Source organism: Streptomyces megasporus, from assembly GCF_000718985.1.
GTDB lineage: Bacteria > Actinomycetota > Actinomycetes > Streptomycetales > Streptomycetaceae > Streptomyces > Streptomyces megasporus.
In genome coordinates, this window is the sequence record NZ_JODL01000002.1 from 203834 (window position 1) to 230127 (window position 26294).

A 26294-nucleotide genomic window follows, 5' to 3' on the forward strand; every position below is an offset into this window, starting at 1 on the left:
GTGCTTCTCTTCTCCGTAACTACCGAACCGTCCGCATGGACGGGAGAGCACACTAGGTCGTAGCGTGCTGCTTCGCATCGACGCAGATCGAAGCATCATGGCGAGACCGCGCTCGGCCAGGAGCGCGGCCGGGCGCTACATCGCGAAGTGGGGCAGGACAAGGCGTGCAGGGGGAAGACGCGGAACTCACCGCAGCGGTGCGAGCGGCGCGGGAGGGGGACGAATGCGCCTTCCGCACCGTCTACCGCGCCGTACACCCCCGTCTGTTGGGATACGTGCGGACACTGGTCCCGGAGGCCGACGCCGAGGACGTCGCCTCCGAGGCGTGGTTGCAGATCGCCCGTGACCTGGACCGCTTCGAGGGCGACGCCGACCGCTTCCGCGGCTGGGCGGCGCGGATCGCCCGCAACCGCGCGCTGGACCACATCCGGGCCCGAGGTCGGCGGCCCGCCACCGGCTCCGCCGACGACGAGGCGGAACTGGCCGTGCTGCCCGCCGGCTCCGACACCGTCGACGAGGCGTTGGAGTCGATCGGCACCGGACACACCATGGCCCTGATCTCCCGGCTGCCGCGCGACCAGGCCGAGGCGGTCGTGCTGCGGGTGGTGGTCGGGCTCGACGCCAAGGGGGCCGCGAAGGTGCTGGGCAAGCGGCCGGGCGCGGTGCGGACCGCCGCGCACCGGGGACTGCGCAGGCTCGCGGAACTGCTCGACGGCGAGGAAGGAGCGGGCGACGGGGTGCCCGCGCCGTGTGTGGGCGCGGCCCGCGGTGTGACGGAAAAGGTCAGAAGAGCGCTGAGGGAAACGTGAGGGCCGACGACCGGTACGACTGGCTGGACGAGGAAGCCGCTGAGCGTCTGCTGAGCGGTCGTCCGGACCACGGCCCGTCCGCGCGGCACGACGCGCGCGCGGTGGCCCTGGCGAAGGCCCTCGACGAACTCGCCGCCGTCCCCACGACCGCTGCCGCCACAGCCGGTCGCACGTCGGCGTCCGGCGCACGGGACGACGGAGGCGAGCTGCCCGGGGAGGCCGCCGCGCTGGCGGCCTTCCGGGCGGCGCGCGCCGGGACGGCGGACCGGGCCGGGAAGCGGCGCGTCCGCCGGAGACTGTGGGCGAGCCGGTACGGCCGCCCCCTGCGGACGGGACTGGCGGTGGGGCTCGCCGGCTGTGTGGTGGGCGGTGTCGCCGTCGCGGCGGGCAGCGGTGTGCTGCCGAGGTTCGAGCGGGGCGGCGATTCCTCCGCCTCGGTGGCCGGCGTGTCGGCCGTGCCGGGGGAATCGGGGGAACCGGGGCAAGAGGACTCCGATCGGCGCGCCGTCGACGGCGACGGCACCCTGTCCGACGGGAGCTCCCGTCAGGGCGGCCCGGAAGACGGCGGAACGCACGGCGCCCAAGGCGGAACGGGCGAGGGGGACTCCGCCGACGCGGGCTCCGAAGCCCGCCCCGACGACCGTGCCGCGGACGACCGGCCCCCCTCGGCGAGACCGTCGGAAGGGACCGGGAACGAGGCCGAGGCGCCCGCCACCGGGGAATCCGGCAGGACGGTGTGGGCCGCGTCGCTGTGCGGCAAACGCGAGAACGGCGAACTCGACAAGGCCGGCCGCGCGAAGCTGGAGCGCGTGGCGGGCGGCCCCAACAAGGTCGAGGAGTTCTGCCGCCGCCACGACGGCACGGCCGGCGGCGGTTCGTCCAACGGCGGCGGTTCCTCCAACGGCGGCGGCTCGTCCAACGGCGGCACCGCGGGTCCGGGAGGAGCGACCGACCGCCCGGGGATCGGCGAGAGCGGTGACACGCTTCCCGAGAAGGGCGAGGGCGGTGACACGCTTCCCGAGGAGGAGCCCTTCCCCGCCGCTGTCGAACCGGACGGCCCGAGCGGCTCGGAACGTCCCGACATCCCCGTCACCCCGTCCCCGACGTCCCTCACGCCGGCCGGTTTCTGACGCTCCCGAACCGCCCGAGCCCCGATTCGAGGGGGCGCGCACGGCAGGTGTGACACTTTTCGAGCCACTGACGCAGTACAGAACGAGCCGACTGGTCATCGGCGAGCGCGCCACCCGAGGTTCCCCCCGTACCTGCGGGATGCGCGTAGGCGCGGGTGGGGCACGTTCCCCCGGCCCCGCCCGCGCCCTTCTCCTCGCGTCCTCCTCGCGTCCCGCTTCCGGGACGGTCAGTAGACGATCACCTTCTCGCCCACCCTCACCTCGTCGAAGAGGGCGGAGATCTTCGCCTTGTCCCGCACGTTGACGCAGCCGTGCGAGGCGCCGTTGTAGCCGTTGGCGGCGAAGTCGGCGGAGTAGTGCACCGCCTGGCCACCGCTGAAGAACAGCGCGTACGGCATCGGGGTGTCGTAGAGCGTCGAGTGGTGGTGCCGGCTCTTGAAGGTGATCCCGAACTCGCCCTCACGGGTCGGGGTCAGCTCCGAACCGAAGCGCACGTCCATGGCCGAGACGACCTTCCCGTCGATCATCCAGGCCAGCGTCCGGCTCTCCTTGCTGACGCAGAGCACCCGGCCCGTCAGGCAGCGCGGGTCCGGGTCGGCCAACGGCCGGGTGGTCGGCGGGTACAGCTCCTGCCGCGTGGGCGGCCTCGTCCGAGCCGTCAACGCGTCCCAGGTGGCCTGCGTGACCCGACCGTCGGCCGGCAGGCCCTGCCGCTTCTGGAAGGCCGACACGGACGCGGTGGTGACCGACCCGTAGTAGCCGGTCGGGTTGAGGTCGAAGTGCCCCGCCTGACGCAGCCGCGCCTGGAGCTCCCGGACCTGCTTCCCCTCCGCGCCCTCCCGCAGGAGGGGCGGGGGCGGCGCGGGCGTCGTGGGCGTCGTGGGCGTCGCCGAAGGCTCGGCCTCCTCCGTCGCCTCCGCGCTCGCCGACGCCGACGGGGTCGGGGTGGGCGTCGGTGTCGGCGTCGGCGAGGCGGCGGCCGTGGTGTCGGCCGTGGACGGCTCCGCCGCCGGCGACGTCACCGCCGCCGGTCGACGCGACTCCGCCCCGGCCGGCTGCACCGCGCAGCCCGCCCCCAACAGCGCGACGGTCGCCGCGGCACACGCCGCGCGGACACCGGCCCTCGTGGACCCGTATGACATGAAACCCCCCGGGATGTCGGAGAAACCGCTCCCACCTGATCCGCGTCGAGATGTGGATTCCCGACCGCAACCCTGCCCGAACCACGAGCGGCACGGGAGAGGACGGCGCGAATCGTTGCGCGAGTGTCGCATCCGGTTCCTTCGAAAGCCCCGTCATCTTGTGAGGAAGGTTTCTTGTGAGGAAGGTCCCAGACGGGGGACCTCCCCTCGCCCGCGCGCGGATCGCTACAGTCCGTGTCGGACAGGGCGACGAACCGAGAGGTATCGAACATGGCACGCGAGACTGGCAACGCTCGGCTCACGGAGAGCGGACTGCCGATCGAGCCGGTCTACGGACCCGACGCACTCCAGGGCTGGGATCCGGCCGAGAAGCTGGGCGAGCCGGGCGCCTACCCCTACACCCGGGGCGTCTACCCGACGATGTACACCGGCCGGCCGTGGACGATGCGGCAGTACGCCGGGTTCGGCACGGCGGTGGAGTCCAATGCCCGCTACCGGCAACTGATCGCCAACGGCACCATGGGCCTGTCGGTCGCCTTCGACCTGCCCACCCAGATGGGGCACGACTCCGACGCGCCGATCGCCCACGGCGAGGTCGGCAAGGTCGGCGTGGCGATCGACTCCATCGACGACATGCGGGTGCTGTTCGACGGCATCCCGCTGGGCGAGGTCTCCACCTCGATGACGATCAACGCGCCCGCCGCGGTCCTGCTGCTGCTCTACCAACTGGTCGCCGAGGAGCAGGGCGTGCCGGCGGCGAAGCTGACCGGCACCATCCAGAACGACGTGCTCAAGGAGTACATCGCCCGCGGCACCTACATCTTCCCGCCCAAGCCGTCCCTGCGGCTGATCGCGGACATCTTCAAGTACTGCAAGGCCGAGATCCCGCGCTGGAACACCATCTCCATCTCCGGCTACCACATGGCCGAGGCCGGGGCGACGCCCGCGCAGGAGATCGCCTTCACCCTCGCCGACGGCATCGAGTACGTGCGCACCGCGGTGGCGGCCGGGATGGACGTGGACGACTTCGCGCCCCGGCTGTCGTTCTTCTTCGTCGCCCGCACCACCATCCTGGAGGAGGTGGCCAAGTTCCGTGCCGCCCGCCGGATCTGGGCGCGGGTGATGCGGGAGGAGTTCGGCGCGAAGAACCCCAAGTCGATGATGCTGCGCTTCCACACCCAGACCGCCGGGGTGCAGCTCACCGCCCAGCAGCCGGAGGTCAACCTGGTGCGGGTGGCCATACAGGGTCTCGCGGCGGTGCTGGGCGGCACCCAGTCGCTGCACACCAACTCCTACGACGAGGCCATCGCGCTGCCCACCGACAAGTCCGCCCGGCTGGCGCTGCGCACCCAGCAGGTGCTGGCCTACGAGACGGACGTGACCGCCACCGTCGACCCCTTCGCCGGGTCGTACGTCATCGAGAAGATGACCGACGAGGTGGAGGAGGCGGCCCGGGAGCTGATGGCCAAGGTCGAGGAGCTGGGCGGCGCGGTGGCCGCCATCGAGCACGGCTACCAGAAGAGCGAGATCGAGCGGTCGGCGTACCGCATCGCGCAGGAGACCGACGCCGGGGAGCGGGTGGTGGTCGGCGTCAACCGGTTCCGGCTGGACGAGGAGGAGCCGTACGAGCCGCTGCGGGTGGACCCGGCGATCGAGGCGCAGCAGGCCGAGCGGCTGGCCCGGCTGCGGGCCGAGCGGGACGGACGGGCCGTGGAGGCGGCGCTGGCCGAGCTGCGCAAGGCGGCCGAGGGCAGCGACAACGTGCTCTACCCGATGCGGGAGGCGCTGCGGGCCCGGGCCACCGTCGGCGAGGTGTGCGACGCGCTGCGGGAGGTGTGGGGCACCCACGTCCCCGCCGACGCCTTCTGAGCCGCCGCGCCCGGCCCGCCGGGCGCCACGAACGCGAACGTCCCCCCGGCGACGGCCGGGGGGACGTTTGGGTGTGGGGTTCGGTGCGGGTTTCGATGTGGAAGGCGAGAGCGCCGGCTCAGAGCAGCCCGAGCCCGGTGACGATCACGGCGACCAGCACGGTGAGCGTCCAGCCGAGCGCCTGCTCGACCAGCTTCTCCCGGTCCTCGTCCGACGGCCCGCCGGTGCGGACCCAGGGTGCTGCGATCCTCGCCGCCATCGTGTGGCCCATGGTGGTGTCCTCGTCTCGCCTCATGGCACGCCCGTGCCGACGGTCTGCGGTCGCCGCGGCCGATCGCCGCGGCCCCTCCAGGATGCGGGGAGAGGCGCCGGCCAAACAGAGACGCGGATCACTCCCGGACCGGATGGCCCTCTCCGGGACGATCCCAACATGCCGCCCAACCAGGGCGGATGGGGCATCGACGAGCACGTCGGGCCGGCCGAGCTGTGATGAACGACACGCGCGGGCCGCCACCGGGAGGCCCCACTCGCCGCCGGCGGGCCTCCCGGGCCCCTCGACCCTCAGTGGTGCTTCCTCCGCCCCAGCGCGAGCGCGCGGCGGGCCGTGCGCCGCACGGTCGGGTTGCGGACGACGGGCGCCAGACCGGTCGGGAGCGCGCCGGGCAGGGCGAGGGAGGCCAGCCGGCGACGGGGGAAGTGACGCCGGACGCGCTCGGCGGGGTGGGCGGCCAGGAAGCGCTCGGCCTCGTCCCGCAGCCCGGGGTGGACCCGCGGCCACATGCAGAAGGCCAACGCCCGCACCAGCCCGGCGAGTTCCTCCCAGGCCTCCTCGGTCACCCCGTCGAGGACGGACCGGGCCCGGCCGCGGACCGCCGCCGGGTCCTCCAGATCCGGCAGCAGCGCGTCGGCGATCACCGTCGGGACGCGGTCGGCGTGCTCGTAGGGGGTCAGGTGGTCGAGGAGGACGTCCGTGCCGCAGCGGGCCACCGGCAGCCCCAGGACGGTGCCCGCGACCAGCAGCGTCTCCGGCGGGAAGCCGGTCACCAGCGCCGGACGCAGCAGCTCGCACAGCACCTCCGGCGGCGGTGTGCCCTCGGCGACGGACAGCTCCACGCCGAGTCCGTCCGCCCGCTCCAGGAGCGCCCGGACACGCCGCTCGGAGGCGGCCGGATGGGGGGCGAGGACGGCCGTGCGCAGCCCCAGCTCCCGCAGGGCGCGCAGCATCCGCTCCTGGAGCCGCTCCTCCCGGGCGGGCGGGAGCGCGCCCGGCGCGTCCGGGTCCTGCCCGACGAGCAGCGCGCACCCCTCGGGCACGGCCGGCCGCGGCAGTTCGCGCGCCGCCTCGGCCAGGACGGCCCGCAGCGCGTCGGCCGGCACGACCCGCTCCTCCGCCTCGAACTCCGTCAGCAGCAGCGGACGCAGCCCGGGCAGCGGGCCGAGGTGGAGCAGCCGCCGCACCCGGGTGCCCAGCAGCGGGTCGAGCTTGCCGGGGGTGGGGCCGTACGCCGCCGCCCCGGTGACGCACACGTCCAGCGGGGCGTCGGGGAAGATCCGGGCGAGGGCCTGTGCCGGGGCGGTGTCGACGCCCTCCACGACGAGCTCCACCTCCGCGTTCCCCAGCCCCCACAGCGACCGCAACTGCCGCTCCCACAGGGGCGCGTCGTCGGCGCGCGGCACCCAGGAGCCGGGGTGGAGGGGGCGGATCACGTCGTTCCAGGACAGCACCCGGTCGAAGCGGCGCCGCAGCGGGGCGAAGCCGGGCAGGGCGTCCGGGGCGGGGGTGGTCTCGGGGACGGCGGCGTCGCCCGCGACCAGCAGCAGCCGCTCCCCGCCCGCCCCCGACAGGTCGGCGTCCAGCGCCGCGGCCTGCAGGGCGGCGCCCAACGGGGTGCCGGCGACCAGGAGTCGGACGCGGGAGGAGGCGGTCATCGGACGCCCCCCGCACCGGCCTCGGACGCGGTCCGCGCGCGGACCGCGGGGGAGAGGACGGGGCGGCGGCGCAACCGCCTCAACCGGGCGGCGCGTTCGAGGTCCATGGAGTCCAGGGCCTGCCTCACCAGGTCGTCGGGGAGCCGCCGCAGGGCGGCCGCACAGCGGGCGCGCACCGTGCGGGCCATGTGCGCATCGAAGCGGTCGCTCGTCAGGTGGTGGTGGACGACCGCGCAGTAGGTGCGGACGGCCTTGGGCAGCAGCGCCGCCGCGTCCCGGTCGCGGGAGGTCTCCTCGACCAGCCGGTCGTAGGCGGGGATGAAGTCGAGCTGCCGCTCGTCGCCGATCCGGGTGAGGGAGCCGGCGACCCCGCGCCGGTAGAAGACGCCCGTCAGCCCGACCACGGCGAAGGACGCCGCCTCGCGGTGCAGCCGCCAGATCCACGGCCGGTCCTCGGCGGTGCGCAACTCCTCGTCGAAGCGGAGGACGCCGCGCTCCAGCAGCCGCCGGTGGTAGACGCCGGCCCAGGCGTAGGCGTAGTCGACAGAGGTGGTGCGGTGCGCGGGGAGGATCGCGGCGCGGGGGTCGTCCACGGTGCCGCGGCGGCCGTGCGGGGCGCGCACCACGGTGCGCCTGCGCCCGACGCACCGCACGTGGTCGGTGCGGAGGAAGTCGCAGTCCAGCGCCTCGGCGGCGGCCAGCAGTTCGCGGAAGTGGTCGGGGGCCGTCCAGTCGTCGCCGTCGAGGAAGGCGAGGTGCCTCCCGCGCGCGGCGTCCAGCCCGGTGTTGCGCGCGGCGGCCACGCCCCGGCGCCGCTCGTGCCGCACCAGCACCGCGCCGGGAATCTCCTTTTCGGCACGGTCCAGGAGATCCGAGGTGCCGTCCGTCGAACCGTCGTCGACCAGAATGAATTCGACGTCCCTTTTTCCGGATACCCCGGATTTCCTCGTACTGCCGAGAAGCTCCGCGTTCAGACGCAGACTGCGGAGGGTGTCGGGGGCGTAGGGCCGAACGTCGTGGAACGGCACGATGACGGAGAGCTTGACCACTCCGGTGAGGTTAGGGACCCGAGCGGCATACCCGCCGACCAGTGGCGTAAGTACGGGTGAACGCGCCATGGCGGAATGGTGAACCCCGTTTTCCGGAAGCCGGGTTGGCCGTCCGTCGGTGTGCTGTTAACCGTCTGTTGCATGTGCGTTGGGCGGAGAATCGGAATTCCTTCCTAGCGTCTGCGACGTGCCATCACCCACCACTTCGCATTCACCGGAAGCGTCGACGCGCATCGCCGTGCTCGCCGATTCCGACACGCGCTGGAAATGGGGTGCGCTCACCGCGCACCGCATCGTTCCCGGCGCGCCCGTCGACGGGCTGCTGCTGCGCGGTCGGGCCACCCCGACCGCCCGCCAGCTCGACGAGGTCGGCGTGCGCGCGGCCTCGCTGCGCGAGGTGACGGCCGCGGAGTTCCTCGGCTCCGTCGACCGGGACGCGTACGACGTGGTGGTCCTCGCCTGCGTCGGCGGCACCGTCCAGGCGATGCTGCACGGGCTCGCGCACCACCTCAACGGGCGGGAGCGCCGCCCGGTCACCGTCACCGGCTACGTCGGCGTCGTCTACGAGAAGCTCGCCGACGGACTGCTGCTGCGGCACGGAGCCGACGTCGTGCTGGCCAACTCCGCCCACGACGCGGAGCGTTTCCGCGCGGTCTACGAGGGCGTGGGCGCGGACGCCGACAGCGTCGTGGAGTGCGCGCTGCCCTTCCTGGGAGGCGCGCCGTACGAGGCGTCGACGGAGCGGCCCCACACCGTCGTCTTCGCCGTCCAGCCGTCCGTGCCCGCGAGCCGCGCCGACCGCGAGTACCTGCTGCGCCGCGCCGCCGAACACGCCCGTCGGCACCCGGACCGCGAGGTGCTGATCAAGCTGCGCAGCAAGCCGGGCGAGCACACCACGCACATCGAGGAGCAGCCGTACCAGAAGCTCGCGGCGCGGCTCCCCGGCGGACTGCCGGCCAACTGCCGCCTGGTCTACGGGCACATGGGCGAGGTGCTGGACCGCACCGACCTGCTGGTCACCGTCAGCTCCACCGCCGCCCTGGAGGCCCTGCACCGCGGCATTCCCACCGCGATCCTCACCGACCTCGGCGTCCGCGAGGCGCTGGGCAACCACCACTTCCTGGGCTCGGGCTGCCTCGCCTCCTGGGACCAGCTCGACGAGGGCCTGCTGCCCCGACCCGACGCCGCCTGGACGGCCCGGCAGGGCGTCGTGGCCGACGGCCCCTACGAGGCGGCCTTCGACGCGGCCCGCGAGCGGGTCGCCGCCCTCGTCGCCCGCGCGACGCTGCCGCCGATCACCCCGTACTACACGCTCACCACCGCCCCCGGTTACCTCCCCGGCGTCCTCGCCCGTCACGGGCTCGACGCCTCCGGGGCGCCCCGGCCCACGGCGGCGGCAGGCAAGCCCGCCTCCGGCCTGCGCCGGGCCGTCCGCGCGGCCGTGCGGGACGCGGCACGCGGCGCGTACCGCCACGGCGTCCAGCGCGTGGCGCCGGTCATCCGCCGGATGGGGGAGCTGTGAGCGCCGCACTTCCCGACGCCGCACCCCGCGACGCCGCACTTCCCGACACCGCGTCTCTCGACGCCTCAGCCCGGCAAGGAGCCGCCGCAGTGCCCCCCAACGCCCCCGTCGTCCTCGCCGTGATCCCCGCCCGTGGCGGCTCCAAGGGGGTGCCCGCGAAGAACCTCGCCACCGTCGGCGGCGTTCCGCTGGTCGTCCGCGCGGCGCGGGAGTGCCTGGCGGCCCGCGGCGTGACGCACGTGGTGGTCTCCACCGACGACGCGGCCATCGCCGAGGCCGCCCGCGGCACGGGCGCCGAGGTCGTCGAGCGGCCCGCCGACATCGCGGGCGACACCGCCACCAGCGAGGCCGCCGTCCTGCACGCCATGGACGTCCACGCCGAGCGGCACGGCCGGGAGGCCGACGTGGTGCTGCTGGTGCAGTGCACCAGCCCCTTCCTCACCCGCGAGGACGTCGAGGGGGTGACCGCCGCGGTGGCCTTCGGCGGAGCCGACAGCGCGCTGACCGTCGCCCCCTTCCACGGTTTCGTCTGGCGCGACGGTGACGGAGGCGACGGGGAGGGCGGCGGGAAGGGGACCGGCGGACACGGCGTCAACCACGACAAGGCGTTCCGCCCGCGCCGCCAGGACCGGCCGCAGGACCTGCTGGAGACCGGCGCCGCGTACGCGATGCGCGCCGCCGGCTTCCGCGAGGCCGAGCACCGCTTCTTCGGCCGCACCGAGCTGGTGCGCACCGATCCGGCGCGCGTGCTGGAGGTCGACGACCCGCACGACCTCGCCCGCGCCCGCGCGCTCGCCCCGCTGCTCGACGGAGAGCGGCCCGGCGCGCTGCCGACCCGCGACGACGTCGACGCGGTCGTACTCGACTTCGACGGCACCCAGACCGACGACCGGGTGTACGTCGACTCCGACGGACGGGAGACGGTCGCGGTCCACCGCGGCGACGGGCTGGGCATCGCCGCCCTGCGCCGCGCGGGCCTGCCGCTGCTGATCCTGTCCACGGAACAGAACCCGGTGGTCGCCGCACGCGCCCGCAAACTGCGGATTCCCGTGCTGCACGGCGTCGACCGGAAGGACCTCGCCCTCAAGCAGTGGTGCGAGGAGCAGGGCATCGCGCCGGAGCGCGTGCTCTACGTCGGAAACGACGTCAACGACCTGCCGTGCTTCGGCCTGGTCGGCTGGCCCGTCGCGGTGGCCAGTGCCCACGACGTCGTGCGCGGCGCGGCCCGCGCGGTCACCTCCGTCCCCGGAGGGGCCGGCGCGATCCGCGAGATCGCCTCGTGGATCCTCGGAAAGGAACTGTCTTGACCATGACCAGCCCCCGCCTCCGTACCCTCGGCAGCAAGATCGTGGGCCCGGGCCGTCCGGTCTACGTCACCGGCGAGATCGGCATCAACCACAACGGCGATCTGGAGAACGCCTTCGCGCTGATCGACGCCGCCGCCGACGCCGGCTGCGACGCCGTGAAGTTCCAGAAGCGCACCCCGGAGATCTGCACTCCGCGCGACCAGTGGGACATCGAGCGCGACACCCCCTGGGGCCGGATGACGTACATCGAGTACCGCCACCGCGTCGAGTTCGACGAGGAGGGCTACCGGGCCATCGACGCCTACTGCAAGAAGAAGGGCATCGACTGGTTCGCCTCCCCGTGGGACGTGGAGGCCGTCGAGTTCCTGGAGAAGTTCGACGTGCCCGCCCACAAGGTGGCCTCCGCCTCCCTGACCGACGACGAGCTGCTGCGCGCCCTGCGCGCCACCGGCCGCACCGTCATCCTGTCCACGGGCATGTCCACCCCGAAGCAGATCCGGCACGCGGTGGAGGTGCTGGGCAGCGAGAACATCGTCCTCTGCCACGCCACCAGCACCTACCCGGCCAAGGCCGAGGAGCTCAACCTGCGGATGATCCACACCCTGCAGGCCGAGTACCCGAACGTGCCGATCGGCTACTCCGGCCACGAGACCGGTCTGCAGACCACCCTCGCGGCCGTCGCCCTGGGCGCCGCCTTCGTCGAGCGCCACATCACCCTGGACCGCGCGATGTGGGGCTCGGACCAGGCCGCCTCCGTCGAGCCGCAGGGCCTGCAGCGTCTGGTGCGCGACATCCGCATCATCGAGGAGTCGCTCGGCGACGGCGTGAAGAAGGTCTACGAGAGCGAGCTGGCTCCCATGAAGAAGCTGCGCCGGGTCAAGGGCGTCGTGGCCGAGGCCGAGGAGGCCGTCGACCGCGAGCCCGCGACGGTCTGACGGGCCGGCCACGGTGAGCACAGGGGGAGTGGTTCCCGCGCAGCCGGACCGGGGGACGGGCGCGGAGGCGGCGCGGCGGGGGGCGCGTCGCCTCCGCGCCCCCCGCCCCACGGGCCGCCCCACGGGCACCCTCGCCTTCGTCGAGAGCCCGGTACAGCTCCTCAACGTCCTGGAGTGGGCCCACACCGGCCACCGGGACGGCGGGGAGAAACGGTCCGGCGACCTCACCGTGGCCGTCCTGCCGCCGCGGGACCCGATGACGCGGGGCCAGTTGCGGCGGATGGCCCGGTTGGCGCACGAGGAGGGCGTCACGGTCCGCTGGGAGGAGGCCCGAGGCGGTGCCGGAGCGCCGCTGCGGACGGTCTCCGCGCTCCTGGGACCGCTGCGCCGCGCGTCGCGGATCGTGGTGGGGGACCCGTTCTCGCGGTACGTGCAGCTCCTGCTCGCCCTCGCCCGGACCGAGCGGGGCGGCGGGGCCGACGGGACCGGCGGAGCCGATGACCGGGGCGTCGTGGTCGTCGACGACGGGACGGCGACCATGGAGTTCGTCGCGCAGCTCGCGCGCGGCGAGCGCCTGGTGCGGTGGCACCGCAAGGGCGCCGGGGGAGCGCGCGCGGCGCTCTTCGCGCCCGTCTCCGCTTCGGCCCGCCGACGGATGACCCCGTCCGAGGGCCGGCGGGTGGAGGTGTTCAGCTCGATGCCGGTCGAGCCGCCCGAGCACGTGACCGTCACCCGCAACGACTTCTCCTGGACCCGGGCCCGCTTCGGGCCGCCCACGGTCACCGGCGGCGCCGACCTGGTCGGCACCTCGCTGGTCGAGACCGGTGTGGTGGACCCGGAGCGCTACCTGGAGGCCGTCGCCTCCCTGGCCCGCGCCCACGGCGCTCTCCGCTACTTCGCCCACCGCCGGGAGAGCGCCGAGAAGCTGCACCGGGTCGCGGACCGGACGGGCCTGGAGATCGTCCGGCCGGACCTTCCCCTGGAGCTGGTCGCCCGCCGCGGCCCCATCGGACGCACGATCCTGAGCTTCCCGTCCACCGTCGTGCACACCCTGCCCCTGGCGCTGGCGGGCACCGGGGTGACGGTGGCGGTCTGCGACGTGGACCCGGCCTGGCTCACCGCGAACGCCTCACCGCGTGCCCAGGGCTTCCTCTCCGGGGTCACCGGCACCGCGCGGGACGTCCGCAGGCTCACCCCGTCCCCGCCGGTGTCACCCGGGTCGTCCACGTCATGACCCGCTCGTGACCACATCGTGAAACGAGCAAAAACGGAGGGCATACCCATCCACACCAGGCGGTATGCGGTCGCCGGCCGGTTTTTCCGTCCCCTTGGAGGCTGAACTTTGCCCGTTCCCTCTGCGGAGGGCCGTCACCTGGGCTTACCCTCGACAAGGTGAGCCAGTTGTTGTCGTCAGAGTCCAGCATCCGGACCACCGCTGAGACGCCCTTGCCCGGCGTCCTGCCAGCGGCCCTCCGTACCGAGCTCATCGCCTTCCGCCGGGACCTCCACATGCACCCCGAGCTGGGGCACCAGGAGTTCCGGACCACCGCCGCCCTCAAGGCGCGGTTGGAGAAGGCCGGGCTGCGCCCGCGCGTACTCCCGGGCGGCACGGGGCTGACCTGCGACATCCACCCCGGCAACGCGGTCGCGGGGGACGGCGTCCGCCCGATGCTGGCCCTGCGCGCCGACATCGACGCGCTCCCCATCCCGGACACCAAGACGGTGCCCTACCGCTCCACCGTCCCGGACCGGGCCCACGCCTGCGGCCACGACGTGCACACCACGACCGTGCTCGGCGCCGGCCTCGTCCTGGCCGACCTGGCCCGCCGGAACCTGCTGCCCCACTCGGTGCGGCTGCTGTTCCAGCCCGCCGAGGAGGTGCTGCCGGGCGGCGCCACCGACGCCATCGAGGCCGGGGTGCTGGAGGGCGTGGGACGGATCGTCGCCGTGCACTGCGACCCCAAGGTCGAGGCCGGCCGGATCGGTCTGCGCGCCGGCCCCATCACCTCCGCCTGCGACCGCCTGGAGGTCGCCCTCGACGGCCCCGGCGGCCACACCGCGCGCCCCCACCTCACCACCGACCTGGTCACCGCGGCGGCCAAGCTCGCCACCGAGGTCCCGGCGCTGCTCTCCCGCCGCGTCGACACCCGGGCCGGGCTCGCCCTGACCTGGGGACGGCTGGAGGTGGGCCACGCCCCCAACGTCATCCCGCAGCACGCCGAGCTGTCCGGCACCCTCCGCTGTCTGGACCTGCAGGCCTGGCGGGTCGCGCCCGACCTGGTGCACGCCGCGATCGACGAGGTCGCCACGCTCCACCGGGCCAAGTTCGAGATCAACTACATCCGGGGCGTCCCCCCGGTCGTCAACGAGCGGAGCACCGCCGAGCTGCTGCGCGACGCCATGGTCGCGCGGTGCGGCGCGGAGTCGGTCGAGGACACCGAGCAGAGCCTGGGCGGCGAGGACTTCTCCTGGTACCTGGAGCACGTCCCCGGCGCGATGGCCCGCCTCGGGGTGCGCCCACCGGGCGACCGCACCCCGCGCGACCTCCACCAGGGCGACTTCGACGTCGACGAGAGCGCGATCACCGCGGGCGTCGAGCTGTTCACCGCCGCGGCCCTGCTGGACGCGGAACGCGAGTGACCCCTGGGCGGCCGGTGGGCCGGTCCGCACGGACCGGCCCACCGGCCGCCCACGGTGTCCGACGCCGGGCGGCGCGCGCGTCCTTTCGTCCGCTTCCCGTCCGCCGGCTCCGTCAGCGCCCCTCGCGCCGGCCGTAGCGCCGCTCGAACCGCTCGACGCGGCCGGCGGTGTCCACCAGGCGGGCCTTGCCGGTGTAGAAGGGGTGGCTGGCGGAGGAGATCTCGACGTCGACGACGGGGTAGGTGTTGCCGTCCTCCCACTCGATGGTCCTGTCGCTGGTCATCGTGGACCGGGTGAGGAAGGCGAAGCCGGCGGCCCGATCACGGAAGACGACGGGCCGGTACGGCGGGTGGATTCCGGGCTTCACGGCGGTCTCCTCTCCGGCACTGCCTGTCTGGCACTGGCCGTATATCCGATACTTCCGCTTCATCCCCCTCAAGGGAAGTGCCGGCGCTCCCCGTCCGCCCGGCGTTTCCCGGTGGCCTCCGGCGTTCCCCGGTGACACATGTCACCCCGTCAAGCGGTCCGGAGGCCGTCCGACGAGGTGGCGGGCGGGGTGACGGGTGGGGTGACGGACGGGGACGGAAGGGCGAGCGCGCAGGTGGCGGGCCGCTCGTCGGAGCCCTGGCGGCAGGGTGTAAAAGAGTGGGGACGCACCGTGTCGACACCGAACTGATAACAGCTTTTCAAGATGTCTTTTCCTGACATCTACGCGCGTTACGATGCGGCGGAAGCCAGCGCCAACGGAGGCGCTTCGAGCGAAGGGAAGTCCCTCTTGCGCCGGGTAAGCAAGCTCGTCGCCGCGGTCGGCACCGCCGCGGCCCTCGCCCTCAGCGCCACCGCGTGTGGCAGCACGTCCACGGAATCCTCCTCTTCTTCCTCGGGCTCCTCGAAGGAGGGCAAGGGCATAGCCCTCGCCTACGACGTCGGCGGCCGTGGCGACCAGTCGTTCAACGACGCCGCCTACGCCGGCTTCGAGAAGGCCCGGAAGGACTTCGGTATCGGCGGCGAGGACGTCGAGCCCTCCGACGGCGAGTCGGACGCCGACAAGGTCCAGCGCCTCACCGACCTGGCCCGGCAGGGCTACAACCCGGTGATCGGGGTGGGCTTCGCCTACGCGCCGGCGGTCAAGGAGGCCGCCGAGAAGTTCCCCAAGACCACCTTCGGCCTGATCGACGACGAGACGGTCAAGGGCGAGAACATCGCCAACCTGGTCTTCAGTGAGGAGCAGGGCTCCTACCTGGCGGGCGTGGCGGCGGCCAAGGCCACCAAGAGCAAGGTCGTGGGCTTCGTCGGCGGTGTCGAGGTCCCGCTGATCAAGAAGTTCGAGGCGGGCTTCGTCCAAGGCGTCAAGGACACCGACCCCTCCGTCAAGGTCAGGACCCAGTACCTGACCCAGCCGCCGGACATGGGTGGCTTCTCCAAGCCCGACCTGGGCAAGGAGGCCGCGCGCGGCCAGCTCGACTCGGACGCCGACGTGCTCTACCACGCCGCCGGTCTCGCCGGCCAGGGCGTCATCGAGGCGGTCGCGGCCAAGGACAAGTGGGTCATCGGCGTCGACTCCGACCAGTACAAGCAGAAGACGCTGGACAAGTACAAGGACAGCATCCTGACCTCCATGACCAAGGACGTCTCCGGCGCGGTCTACAACCTGGTCAAGTCGGTCCACGAGGGCGAGCCGAAGACGGGCGTGGTCCGCTTCGACCTGAAGACCGACGGCGTGGGCCTGTCCGACTCCAACCCGGCCTTCGCCGAGATGACCGAGATCCAGGACGCCGTGAAGAAGGCTCGCGAGGGCATCGTGAACGGCGACATCAAGGTCAAGACCACTCCCTGACCCGGTTCTTCGGATCCCATCCGATCCGGCGGGATCGACGCGGCCCGGACCTTCCGCGGGACGCCCCTCTTCCCCTGGGCGTCCCACGGAAGGCCGGCCGCCCGATCGACCCCAGGGCCCGGCGGCGAGGACCTCACAAGGGTCCCGCCGCCCGGGCCCGCCTTGCAGAGCGGGCTCTACGCGCGTAGTGAACCGCTGACGCGATAGCGTCGCCTTCGCCCCCACGGCCCGGCGGCACCGAACGGCCCGCCCCGGCCGTCCCGCACCGCCGGAACCCTCCTACGAGCCACTCCTTAGCCCCGAGGAGAGTGCACCATCAACGCGTCCAGCCCTCCCGCCGTCGAACTGGCCGGGATCACCAAACGCTTTCCCGGTGTCGTGGCCAACCACGACATCCACCTGTCCGTCCGCAAGGGCACCGTCCACGCCATCGTCGGCGAGAACGGTGCGGGCAAATCGACCCTGATGAAGATCCTCTACGGCATGCAGAAGCCGGACGAGGGCACCATCACCGTCGACGGACAGGAGGTGAGCTTCTCCGATCCCGGCGACGCCATCGACCGGGGCATCGGCATGGTCCACCAGCACTTCATGCTGGCGGACAACCTCACCGTCCTGGAGAACACCGTCCTCGGCAGCGAGAAGCTGTACGGGATCGGCGCACGGGCCCGCACCAGGATCAAGGAGATATCCGACGCCTACGGCCTCGGCATCCGCCCCGACGCCCGTGTGGAGGACCTCGGCGTCGCCGACCGCCAGCGCGTGGAGATCCTCAAGGTCCTCTACCGCGGCGCCCGCACCCTCATCCTCGACGAGCCGACCGCCGTGCTCGTTCCGCAGGAGGTGGACGCGCTCTTCGACAACCTCCGCGAGCTGAAGGCCGAGGGCCTGACCGTCATCTTCATCTCCCACAAGCTGGGAGAGGTCCTCTCGGTCGCCGACGACATCACCGTCATACGCCGCGGCACCACCGTCGCCTCCGTGAACCCGGCCGACGTCACCGCCAAGCAGCTCGCCGAGCTGATGGTCGGCGCCGAACTGCCCTCGCCGGAGACCCGCGAGTCCACCGTCACCGACACCCCGATGCTGGAGGTGAAGGGGCTCACCCTCACCGAGAACGACCCGGTGGACGGCGCCCGCACCGTCCTGGACGACATCACCTTCACCATCCGCAAGGGCGAGGTGCTGGGCCTGGCCGGCGTCGAGGGCAACGGGCAGACCGAGCTGATCGACGCCCTGATCGGCACCCGCCGCCCCGACGGCGGCACCGTCACCCTGGGCGGCGAGGACATCACCGCCTGGCCCACCCGCAAGCGCCGCGAGGGCGGCGTCGGCTACATCCCCGAGGACCGCCACCGGCACGGGCTGCTGCTGGAGGCCCCCCTGTGGGAGAACCGCATCCTCGGCCACGTCACCGAGGCCCCCAACAGCAAGGGCGTCTGGCTCGACATCAAGTCCGCGCGGAGCGACACCGAGCGGATCGTCACCGAGTACGACGTCCGCACCCCCGGCATCGACGTCACCGCGGGCTCCCTCTCCGGCGGCAACCAGCAGAAGCTGATCGTGGGCCGCGAGATGAGCCACAACCCCAGGTTCCTGATCGCCGCCCACCCCACCCGTGGCGTCGACGTCGGCGCGCAGGCCCAGATCTGGGACCAGATCCGCGCCGCCCGCCGGGAGGGCCTGGCCGTCCTGCTGATCTCCGCGGACCTGGACGAGCTGATCGGCCTGTCCGACACCCTGCGCGTGATGTACCGCGGCCGACTGGTCGCCGACGCCGACCCCGCCACGATCACCCCTGAAGCCCTGGGATCCGCCATGACCGGCGCGGCCTCCGGCCACCTCGAGGACGAGGAGCCCGGTCCGGCGCGGGACGGGGGAGAGGACCGATGAAGAAGTTCGACAAAGACCGGCTGATCCTGGCCCTCGGCGGACCGGCGCTCGCCATCGTCGTCGCCGTGGCGCTGACCTCGGTGGTGCTGATCGCCTCCGGCCGCAGCCCCGTCGAGCCGTACGCGCTGATGGCCGAGTACGCGGCGCACTCGGACATCCAGGTGCTCATCGTCAACCAGGCGGCCACGTACTACCTGGCCGCGCTGGCGGTGGCCATCGGCTTCCGGATGAACCTGTTCAACATCGGGGTCGACGGCCAGTACCGGCTCGCCGCGATGGTCGCCGCGCTGGTCGGCGCCTCGGTCACCCTCCCCGGCCCGCTGCACATCCTGCTCATCCTCGTCGTCGCGATGCTGGTGGGCGCCTTCTGGGCGGGCATCGCGGGCATCCTCAAGACCACCCGCGGAGTGAGCGAGGTCGTCTCGACGATCATGCTCAACTCCATCGCCACCAGCGTGGTCGCCTACCTGATCCTGCCCGCCCAGTTCGGCGAGCAGCGCGGCAACAACCTCACCACCGGCGAGATCCCGGAGTCGGGCTGGTTCCCCGGCATCGAACTCGGCGCCGCCGGTGAGATCTACGGCTTCGTCGTGGTCGCCGCGCTCTGCGGCGTCCTGTACTGGCTGGTCCTGAACCGGACCCGGTTCGGCTTCGACCTGCGCGCCACCGGCGCCGGTGAGAGCGCCGCGATCGCCAGCGGTGTCGACGCCAAGCGGATGGTCCTCACCAGCATGCTGATCTCCGGCGCCGTCGCGGGCCTGGCCGGCATGCCCATCCTGCTCGGCGACGCCCACACCTACAGCCTCGACTTCCCGGCCGGCCTCGGCTTCACGGGCATCACCATCGCCCTCCTCGGCCGCAACCACCCGGTCGGCATCGCCCTCGGCGCCCTGCTCATCGCCTTCCTGGACAAGGCGTCGGCGACGCTCGACTACAACGGCTACGAGAAGGAGATCGCCATGATCATGCAGGGGATGATCGTGATGGCGGTCGTCATCAGCTACGAGGCCGTGCGCCGCTACGGCCTGCGTCGCCAGCAGCAGAAGGTCGGCGAGGAGCTCGCCGCCGCTGCCGCGGCGACGGACGGCACCGGTCCGGAGAACCGCAAGGAGGTGTCGGCGTGAGCACCACCCTCACCAAGCCGGCCGCGCAGCAGTCCAAGCCGACCGCACGCCGCCGCCTCACCCTCGCCGAGTGGATGCTGGTCGTCGCGGGCATCCTGCTGCTGGTCTCCGCCGTGCGGCTGATCACCGGCGCCCACGGCATCACCTCCGTCGGACAGACCTCCACCGCCCTGCGGCTGGCCGTCCCGATCGGACTCGCGGCCCTGGGCGGCCTGTGGGCCGAACGGGCCGGTGTGATCAACATCGGCCTGGAGGGCATGCTGATCCTGGGCACCTGGTTCGGCGCCTGGGCCGGTGTCCAGTGGGGCCCCTGGACGGGCGTGGTCGTGGGCATCCTCGGCGGCGCGCTGGGCGGCCTGCTGCACGCCATCGCCACCGTCACCTTCGGCGTCAACCACATCGTCTCCGGTGTGGCCATCAACATCCTCGCCGTCGGCGCCACCCGCTACCTGTCCAGCTTCACCTTCGCCGAGATGGAGGGCGGCACCAGCAAGCAGTCCCCGCCGATCGAGTCCATCACCCAGATCACCGTCCCCGGACTCTCCGACGCGATGAGGGACCTCAACGCCCAGCACTGGTTCCTCGTCTCCGACGTCGCCGGACTCGTCGGCGGCCTGGTGACCAACCTCTCCCTGCTGACGATCGTGGCCGTCGCCATGGTTCCGCTCAGCCGGTGGGTGCTGTGGAACACCGCGTTCGGCCTGCGGCTGCGCTCCTGCGGCGAGAACCCGCTGGCCGCGGAGACCCTGGGCGTCAACGTCTACAAGTACAAGTACATCGCCGTGATGATCTCGGGCGGCTTCGCCGGCCTGGGCGGCGTCTTCCTCGCCGAGGTCGCCACCAACATCTACCTGGAGGGCCAGACCGGCGGTCGCGGCTACATCGGCCTCGCCGCGATGATCTTCGGCAACTGGATGCCCGGCGGCCTGGCCCTGGGCGCCGGACTCTTCGGCTACACCGACAGCCTCAACCTGCGCGGCGGCGGCCAGAACGTCCACGCCCTGCTCCTGCTGCTGGCGATCCTGCTGGTCCTGGCCACCGCCTGGGCGATCTACCGGAGGAAGTTCCTCACCGCGGCGGTCGCGGCGGTCAGCGGCCTGGTGCTGTTCGTGTGGTACCTGTCGGTGGACGAGGTGCCCAGCCAGTTCGTCACCGCGGCCCCCTACGTCGCCACGCTGCTGGTGCTGGCGATGTCCGCGCAGCGACTGCGGGCGCCGAAGGCCGTCGGCAAGTCCTACCGGAAGGGCGAGGGCACGTGAGCGAGCCCCGTACGGCAGCCGCCGTCGACTGGACGGCGCTGCGGGCGAAGGCCCGGGAGATGATGTCCCGGGCCTACGTCCCCTACTCGAAGTACCCTGTCGGCGCCGCCGCGCTGGTGGACGACGGCCGGGTGGTCGGCGGATGCAACGTGGAGAACGCCTCCTACGGCGTCGGGCTGTGCGCCGAGTGCGGCCTGGTCTCGGAGCTGTTCGCCACCGGCGGAGGCCGGCTCACGGCCTTCACCTGCTGCGACGGCAAGGGCCGGGTGCTGATGCCGTGCGGTCGCTGCCGCCAACTGCTCTGGGAGCACGGCGGCCCGGACCTGGCCGTCGACACCGCCTCCGGCATCCGCCCCCTGTCCGACATCCTCCCCGACGCCTTCGGCCCCGACGACCTCGCGGACCGCTGACCGTCCCCGCCGTCCCACCCCTCGCAAGCCCCCACAAGGAGCCGCACCTTCCATGGACGCCATCTCCGTCATCCGCACCAAACGCGACCGGGGCCGTCTGAGCGACGCCCAGATCGACTGGGTGATCGACGCCTACACCCGAGGCGAGGTCGCCGACGAACAGATGTCGGCCCTGGCCATGGCGATCCTGCTCAACGGCATGGAGCGCGAGGAGATCGCCCGCTGGACCGCGGCGATGATCGCGAGCGGTGAGCGGATGGACTTCTCCTCCCTGACCCGCCCGACCACCGACAAGCACTCCACGGGCGGCGTCGGCGACAAGATCACCCTGCCGCTGGCCCCGCTGGTCGCCGCCTGCGGCGCGGCCGTCCCCCAGCTCTCCGGCCGGGGCCTGGGCCACACCGGCGGCACGCTCGACAAGATGGAGTCCATCCCCGGCTGGCGGGCGCTGCTCTCCAATGAGGAGATGCTCGACGTGCTGGGCGAGGCCGGCTGCGTGATCTGCGCGGCGGGCGACGGACTGGCGCCGGCCGACAGGAAGCTCTACGCCCTGCGCGACGTCACCGGCACCGTCGAGGCCATCCCGCTGATCGCCTCCTCGATCATGTCGAAGAAGATCGCGGAGGGGACGGGCGCGCTCGTCCTGGACGTCAAGGTCGGCTCCGGCGCGTTCATGAAGAACCTCGACGACGCCCGCGAACTGGCCGGCACCATGGTCGGACTCGGCACCGACCACGGCGTCAGGACCGTCGCCCTGCTCACCGACATGTCCACCCCGCTGGGCCGGACGGCGGGCAACGCCCTGGAGGTCCGCGAGTCGGTGGAGGTCCTGGCCGGCGGCGGCCCGGCGGACGTCGTGGAACTCACCCTGGCCCTGGCCCGCGAGATGCTCGACGCGGCCGGACTGCCGGACGCCGACCCGGCCAAGGCGCTCGCCGACGGTTCGGCGATGGACCACTGGCGCCGCATGATCACCGCCCAGGGCGGCGACCCGGACGCGCCGCTGCCCGTCGCCCGCGAGCGGCACACCCTCCACGCCGAGACCTCCGGCACCCTCACCAGGCTGGACGCCTACGCGGTGGGCGTGGCCGCCTGGCGGCTGGGCGCGGGCCGCGCCCGCAAGGAGGACCCGGTGCAGGCCGGGGCCGGAGTGGAACTGCACGCCAAGCCCGGCGACCGGGTGAGCGCGGGCGCCCCGCTGCTGACCCTCCACACCGACACCCCCGAGCGCTTCGACTACGCCCTCGAAGCCCTCGCCGGCGACGCCGTCGAGATCACCGACACGGCCTCCTTCGAGCCGGTCCCCCTGATCCTCGACCGCATCGTCTGACACACCGACCACCCCACGTCGGCGCGCACCCCACCGGGACCCCGGGGGTGCGCGCCGACGCGTTCTCACCCGGAAGGGCCGCCTCCCGCATGGACCACCGTTCCCGCTTCTGGATCCGTCGGAGGCTGAGGTCGTTGGCCTTCCTGGAGCTGCTCAACATCCCCCTCCAGGCCGTCGTCTGGTTCGGGGCGGTCGGTCTGCCCGTGACGGCGGCGAACGCGGTGGGGTTCGCGCTGTTCGCGCTGCTGCTGGTGGAGGGGGCCGGGTACTGGGTGGCCAAACTCCGGCACACGGCCGCCCCCGGAACGCCTCTTCCCGGCGTCCGGGTGTTCGCCGCCGTTCGTGTGCTCAACGTCCCGTTGCTGGTGGCCGGAGTGCTGTTCACCGCCTGGGCGGTGCGGAGCGACCCCGGAAGCGGAAGCCTGCCGGGACTCGGGTTCGCGCTCTTCGCCGTGCTGGAGCACGTGAACTACTTCCACTGGCAGCTCATGTACGACACCGGCGAGGATCTCCGCCGGCTGCGCCGAGGCGGCCTGCGTCGCGCGCACCTCGCCCGCGACCTGGCCGCGGCGCACCCGGCCCGCGCCGTGCGCCGCCCCTGACACCTGACACCTGACACCGCCGTTCCGGCGGCACGGCGGGGAGCGCCGACCGGAACGGGCCTCAGGCGAGCGGGAGGACGGGGCGGACGGAGAAGTCCTCGCAGAGGTCCTCGCCGTCCGGGCCGTACACGAACTCGGCCATGGAGGGGTTGCGGTTGGCGGTGGCCAGGGGCAGCCACGCGAGCAGGCTGCCGTATCCGCCGCAGACCGCCTCCCCGCCGTCGCCGCCGTGGACGGCGGTCGTGTCGTCGCTCAGTTCCGCGCTGTGGACGTCGTACGCGATGCGCAGGCCGAAGGCGTTCGGCCGGTGTTGGGGGCCGGTGGTGTCCCCGTAGGGGATGCGGTCGAGGGGGCAGTGGTCGCCCCATCGGAACAGGGTGGACGCCCCGGCCCCGCAGGCGTGCTCCCACTCGTCGGCGCCGGGCATCCGCAGCCCGTGTGCCGCGAGCGCGGCCGGTGTGTCGGCCGGGGATTCGATCAGGTTCTCGTCCTCCACCGCCATGAGGACCGTGGCCAGGGTGACCGTCCGAGGTGGGCTCAGCACCTCGGCGAGACGTCGGTCACCGTGGCGGTACGGGTCTCGCCGCCCCGCGCCAACGCGTCGCGGAGGGCGTCGAACCGGGGGTCGGGGGCGGGTTCGGTCACGCCGTGACCCTATGTCGGACGCCGTACCGGGCGCCCCGTCACGGAACCGCCCGGCACGAGGCGCACGACGCGCGAGAGGGCGCCGGCGGCGGTCGTTGCCGCACGAGGCATTGACGGCCTCCCCGGGCCTGCCTATCTTCGCGTTCGAAGTTCTGGTCAGTGTACGAGATTTCGAACGCACCGAACCCGGGAGCCTCATGCCGCGCACACGACCCAGACCAGCCCCCGCCATCGCCCTCCTCACCGGCGCCCTCCTCGCGGGCGCGCTCGCCGCCGTCCCCACCGCCGGCGCCTCGGCGTCGGAACCGGCCGACTACACCCTCGCCATCGACCCCACCCGCACCGGCCCGACGATCGACGACCGGATGTACGGCGTCTTCTACGAGGACATCAACCGCGCGGCCGACGGCGGACTGTACGCCGAGCTCGTCCAGAACCGCTCCTTCGAGTACGCCCCCGTCGACAACCCCTCCTACACCGGTCTCACGGCCTGGACCGAGACCGCCACCGGCGGCGCGACCGGCACCGCGCACGTCGTGGACGACGAGAAGCGCCTCAACGAGCGCAACCGCAACCACCTGCGGCTGGACCTCGACGGCACCGGCGGCGACGGCGCCCGCTACGGCGTCGTCAACGCCGGCTACAACACCGGGATCGCCGTCGAGAGGGGCGAGAGGTACGACTTCTCCGTGTGGGCCCGCACCGACCGTCGGGGCGGCACCCCGCTGACCGTCACCCTCCACGACGCCTCCGGGACGGCGCTGGCCGCCCCACTGCGCCGCACCGTGCGCGGCGACCGCTGGACGAAGTACACCGGCACCCTCACCGCCCGGGCCGACAGCACGGAAGGACGCCTGGCGGTGACCGCGGGCGGCGCCGGCACGCTCCGCCTCGACATGGTCTCGCTCTTCCCCCGCGACACCTTCAAAGGCCGTCCCAACGGGATGCGCAAGGACCTCGCGGAGAAGATCGCCGCCCTGAACCCCGGCTTCCTGCGCTTCCCCGGCGGCTGCCTGGTCAACACCGGCAGCCACGAGGCGTATGAGGCGCCGAACTGGGAACGGCGCCGTTCCTACCAGTGGAAGGACACCATCGGCCCCGTCGAGGAGCGGGCGACCAACGCCAACTTCTGGGGCTACAACCAGTCCTACGGTCTCGGTTACCACGAGTACTTCCAGTTCGCCGAGGACATCGGGGCCATGCCGCTGCCCGTCGTCCCCGCCCTCGTCACCGGCTGCGGCGAGAACAAGGCCACCGACGACCCCGAGCTGCTGAAGCGCCACATCCAGGACACCCTGGACCTGATCGAGTTCGCCAACGGCCCCGCCGACTCCACCTGGGGAGCCAAACGCGCCGAGATGGGCCACCCGGAGCCGTTCGGCCTTACCCACATCGCGGTCGGCAACGAGGAGAACCTGCCCGACGCGTTCTTCGAGCGCTTCGCCGCCTTCCGCGCGGCCGTCGAGGCGGAGCACCCCGAGATCACCGTGATCGCCAACTCCGGCCCCGACGACGCAGGCGCCGTCTTCGACCGAGCCTGGGAACTGGCCCGCGCCTCCGGCGTGGAGATGGTCGACGAGCACTACTACAACAGCCCGAGCTGGTTCCTGGAGAACAACGAGCGCTACGACTCCTACGACCGCTCCGGCCCCGAGGTGTTCCTCGGCGAGTACGCCTCCCAGGACAACCGCTTCCGCAACTCCCTCGCCGAGGCCGCGTTCATGACCGGCCTGGAACGCAACGCCGACATCGTGAAGATGGCGTCCTACGCCCCGCTGCTGGCCAACACCGATTACGTGCAGTGGAGCCCGGACATGATCTGGTTCGACAACGCCCGCTCCTGGGGATCGACCAGCTACGAGACGCAGAAGCTGTTCATGAACAACGTCGGCGACGAGGTCGTGGTGAGCCGTTCCTCCGCCACTCCCGTCACGAGCGGGCCGATCACCGGCGCCGTCGGCCTGTCCACCTGGGCCACCAGCGCCGCGTACGACGATGTGCGGGTGGTCTCCGCCGGCGGTGAGGAACTGTTCGCCGACGACTTCTCCGCCGGCGCGGGGAAGTGGACCGAGGCCGCCGGACGCGGCACCTGGACGGTGGAGGACGGCGCGTACGTCCAGACCGACACGGCAGCCGAGAACACCCTGGTCACCGCCGGCGACCCCGCCTGGCGCGACTACGACCTGCACGTGAAGGCCACCAAACGGGCGGGCCGCGAGGGCTTCCTCGTCGCCTTCGGCGTGCGGGACACCGGCAACTTCTACTGGTGGAACCTGGGTGGCTGGGGCAACACCCGCTCGGCCGTGGAGAAGGCCGACGGCGGCGGCAAGCAGACGATGATCGAGGACGGCACGGTGATCGAGACCGGCCGCGAGTACGACATCCGCGTCGAGGTCCGCGGCCGGCAGGTGACCCTCCACCTCGACGGCCAGGAGTGGGGCAGCTTCACCGACGACAAGGTCGCCGAGCCCTTCCGCCAGGTCGTCACCCGCGACAAGGCCACCGGAGAGCTGATCGTCAAGGTCGTCAACGCGCAGGAGACCCCCGCCCGTACGCGCATCGACCTGGGCGACGGGACGGACGTGGCGCCGACCGCGCGCCTGACCGTCCTCCAGGGCGACCCGGACGCCGTCAACACCGCCGACGACCGGCCCGTCAAGCCGGAACGCTCCACCATCCGAGGCGTGGACACCACCTTCACCCACACCTTCCCGGCCCACTCGATCACGTTCCTGCGCCTCACCGAGCGCCCACCGCGCACACCGTGACGTGACGGGGTGGGGCGGCGCCGTCCGGCGCGCGGTCGCGCGGGCTCGCCCCGCCGCCCTCGGCCCACCGACGACGGCGGGGCGTGCCGGGCCG

21 protein-coding genes and 1 pseudogene are annotated in these 26294 nt (G+C 72.7%); 16 read left to right on the forward strand and 6 right to left on the reverse strand.

Annotated elements, in window-relative coordinates:
* The first annotated feature begins 164 nt into the window (after positions 1-164).
* On the forward strand, positions 165-809 hold the full coding sequence (locus tag IF47_RS0102725) for an RNA polymerase sigma factor (protein ID WP_037731791.1): 645 nt from the start codon (positions 165-167) through the stop codon (positions 807-809).
* Positions 806-1939, forward strand: a complete 1134-nt coding sequence (locus tag IF47_RS0102730) for a hypothetical protein (protein WP_031506321.1) — start codon at positions 806-808, stop codon at positions 1937-1939. The genes IF47_RS0102725 and IF47_RS0102730 overlap by 4 nt, the downstream gene beginning before the upstream one ends.
* 227 nt (positions 1940-2166) lie before the next feature.
* Here the strand turns inward: IF47_RS0102730 and IF47_RS0102735 are convergent, their stop codons facing one another.
* On the reverse strand, positions 2167-3081 hold the full coding sequence (locus tag IF47_RS0102735) for a L,D-transpeptidase family protein (protein WP_031506322.1): 915 nt from the start codon (positions 3079-3081) through the stop codon (positions 2167-2169).
* Between the two features lie 270 nt (positions 3082-3351).
* On the opposite strand from IF47_RS0102735, the gene IF47_RS0102740 reads away from it, so the two are divergent.
* Positions 3352-4950, forward strand: coding sequence for an acyl-CoA mutase large subunit family protein (locus IF47_RS0102740; RefSeq protein WP_031506323.1), 1599 nt, complete (start codon positions 3352-3354; stop codon positions 4948-4950).
* Positions 4951-5068: 118 nt separating this feature from the next.
* On the opposite strand, the gene IF47_RS30040 is transcribed toward IF47_RS0102740, so the two are convergent.
* The 3 genes from IF47_RS30040 to IF47_RS0102755 form a co-directional block, all read right to left on the reverse strand.
* Positions 5069-5245: an SCO1431 family membrane protein gene (locus IF47_RS30040; RefSeq protein WP_106982471.1), complete on the reverse strand. Its 177-nt coding sequence runs from the start codon at positions 5243-5245 to the stop codon at positions 5069-5071.
* Positions 5246-5511: 266 nt separating this feature from the next.
* Positions 5512-6879 carry a hypothetical protein gene (locus IF47_RS0102750; RefSeq protein WP_031506324.1) on the reverse strand — a complete coding sequence of 456 codons (1368 nt, stop codon included), beginning with the start codon at positions 6877-6879 and terminating at the stop codon, positions 5512-5514.
* The gene (locus IF47_RS0102755; RefSeq protein WP_031506325.1) at positions 6876-7928 is read right to left on the reverse strand and encodes a glycosyltransferase family 2 protein; all 1053 of its coding nucleotides are present in this window, start codon (positions 7926-7928) and stop codon (positions 6876-6878) included. The genes IF47_RS0102750 and IF47_RS0102755 overlap by 4 nt, the downstream gene beginning before the upstream one ends.
* Before the next feature lie 238 nt (positions 7929-8166).
* On the opposite strand from IF47_RS0102755, the gene IF47_RS0102760 reads away from it, so the two are divergent.
* The 5 genes from IF47_RS0102760 (at position 8167) to IF47_RS0102780 (ending at position 14332) form a co-directional block, all read left to right on the forward strand.
* On the forward strand, positions 8167-9450 hold the full coding sequence (locus IF47_RS0102760) for a DUF6716 putative glycosyltransferase (RefSeq protein WP_031506326.1): 1284 nt from the start codon (positions 8167-8169) through the stop codon (positions 9448-9450).
* An 89-nt stretch (positions 9451-9539) separates the two neighbouring features.
* A complete protein-coding gene (locus IF47_RS0102765; protein WP_031506327.1) occupies positions 9540-10757 on the forward strand; it encodes an N-acylneuraminate cytidylyltransferase in 1218 nt (405 codons plus the stop codon).
* Between the two features lie 2 nt (positions 10758-10759).
* Complete coding sequence (locus IF47_RS0102770) at positions 10760-11692, forward strand: N-acetylneuraminate synthase family protein (protein WP_031506328.1); 933 nt, start codon at positions 10760-10762, stop codon at positions 11690-11692.
* A gap of 28 nt (positions 11693-11720) precedes the next feature.
* Positions 11721-12926, forward strand: a complete 1206-nt coding sequence (locus tag IF47_RS0102775) for a hypothetical protein (RefSeq protein WP_245640971.1) — start codon at positions 11721-11723, stop codon at positions 12924-12926.
* A 158-nt stretch (positions 12927-13084) separates the two neighbouring features.
* Positions 13085-14332 (forward strand): amidohydrolase, encoded by a 1248-nt coding sequence (locus IF47_RS0102780; protein ID WP_106982472.1) that lies wholly within the window; start codon positions 13085-13087, stop codon positions 14330-14332.
* 112 nt (positions 14333-14444) lie between these two features.
* Here IF47_RS0102780 and IF47_RS0102785 read toward each other — a convergent pair whose 3' ends face one another.
* The gene (locus IF47_RS0102785; RefSeq protein WP_031506331.1) at positions 14445-14699 is read right to left on the reverse strand and encodes a type B 50S ribosomal protein L31; all 255 of its coding nucleotides are present in this window, start codon (positions 14697-14699) and stop codon (positions 14445-14447) included.
* A gap of 408 nt (positions 14700-15107) precedes the next feature.
* Between IF47_RS0102785 and IF47_RS0102790 the strand changes: the two genes are divergently transcribed.
* From IF47_RS0102790 to IF47_RS0102820, 7 genes are all read left to right on the forward strand, one after another.
* Positions 15108-16169 (forward strand): BMP family lipoprotein, encoded by a 1062-nt coding sequence (locus IF47_RS0102790; protein WP_031506332.1) that lies wholly within the window; start codon positions 15108-15110, stop codon positions 16167-16169.
* Positions 16170-16484: 315 nt separating this feature from the next.
* Entirely contained in the window at positions 16485-18062 is a 1578-nt protein-coding gene (locus tag IF47_RS0102795) for an ABC transporter ATP-binding protein (protein WP_037731794.1), read from the forward strand.
* Positions 18059-19186 (forward strand): ABC transporter permease, encoded by a 1128-nt coding sequence (locus IF47_RS0102800; protein WP_031506334.1) that lies wholly within the window; start codon positions 18059-18061, stop codon positions 19184-19186. The genes IF47_RS0102795 and IF47_RS0102800 overlap by 4 nt, the downstream gene beginning before the upstream one ends.
* Positions 19183-20445, forward strand: coding sequence for an ABC transporter permease (locus IF47_RS31370; RefSeq protein WP_031506335.1), 1263 nt, complete (start codon positions 19183-19185; stop codon positions 20443-20445). The genes IF47_RS0102800 and IF47_RS31370 overlap by 4 nt, the downstream gene beginning before the upstream one ends.
* Positions 20442-20855, forward strand: a complete 414-nt coding sequence (locus IF47_RS31375; RefSeq protein WP_031506336.1) for a cytidine deaminase — start codon at positions 20442-20444, stop codon at positions 20853-20855. Before IF47_RS31370 ends, IF47_RS31375 begins: the two co-directional genes overlap by 4 nt.
* Before the next feature lie 52 nt (positions 20856-20907).
* Positions 20908-22185 (forward strand): thymidine phosphorylase, encoded by a 1278-nt coding sequence (locus IF47_RS0102815; protein WP_031506337.1) that lies wholly within the window; start codon positions 20908-20910, stop codon positions 22183-22185.
* A gap of 89 nt (positions 22186-22274) precedes the next feature.
* The gene (locus IF47_RS0102820; RefSeq protein ID WP_051716876.1) at positions 22275-22787 is read left to right on the forward strand and encodes a hypothetical protein; all 513 of its coding nucleotides are present in this window, start codon (positions 22275-22277) and stop codon (positions 22785-22787) included.
* Between the two features lie 61 nt (positions 22788-22848).
* On the opposite strand, the pseudogene IF47_RS0102825 reads toward IF47_RS0102820, so the two are convergent.
* Positions 22849-23340: pseudogene (locus IF47_RS0102825) on the reverse strand (hypothetical protein); the annotation flags it as partial.
* Positions 23341-23629: 289 nt separating this feature from the next.
* Between IF47_RS0102825 and IF47_RS0102830 the strand changes: the two are divergent.
* Positions 23630-26200, forward strand: coding sequence for an alpha-L-arabinofuranosidase C-terminal domain-containing protein (locus IF47_RS0102830; protein WP_031506340.1), 2571 nt, complete (start codon positions 23630-23632; stop codon positions 26198-26200).
* Positions 26201-26294 lie beyond the last annotated feature (94 nt).

What these genes read in the sequence shown, in the direction of transcription:
- IF47_RS0102815 (WP_031506337.1), top strand. Translation starts at nt 20,908, where the DNA reads ATGGACGCCATCTCCGTCATCCGCACCAAACGCGACCGGGGCCGTCTG.
- IF47_RS0102830 (WP_031506340.1), top strand. Translation starts at nt 23,630, where the DNA reads ATGCCGCGCACACGACCCAGACCAGCCCCCGCCATCGCCCTCCTCACC.
- IF47_RS0102735 (WP_031506322.1), bottom strand. Translation starts at nt 3,081, where the DNA reads ATGTCATACGGGTCCACGAGGGCCGGTGTCCGCGCGGCGTGTGCCGCG.
- IF47_RS0102750 (WP_031506324.1), bottom strand. Translation starts at nt 6,879, where the DNA reads ATGACCGCCTCCTCCCGCGTCCGACTCCTGGTCGCCGGCACCCCGTTG.
- IF47_RS0102740 (WP_031506323.1), top strand. Translation starts at nt 3,352, where the DNA reads ATGGCACGCGAGACTGGCAACGCTCGGCTCACGGAGAGCGGACTGCCG.
- IF47_RS0102800 (WP_031506334.1), top strand. Translation starts at nt 18,059, where the DNA reads ATGAAGAAGTTCGACAAAGACCGGCTGATCCTGGCCCTCGGCGGACCG.
- IF47_RS0102820 (WP_051716876.1), top strand. Translation starts at nt 22,275, where the DNA reads ATGGACCACCGTTCCCGCTTCTGGATCCGTCGGAGGCTGAGGTCGTTG.
- IF47_RS30040 (WP_106982471.1), bottom strand. Translation starts at nt 5,245, where the DNA reads ATGAGGCGAGACGAGGACACCACCATGGGCCACACGATGGCGGCGAGG.
- IF47_RS0102770 (WP_031506328.1), top strand. Translation starts at nt 10,760, where the DNA reads ATGACCAGCCCCCGCCTCCGTACCCTCGGCAGCAAGATCGTGGGCCCG.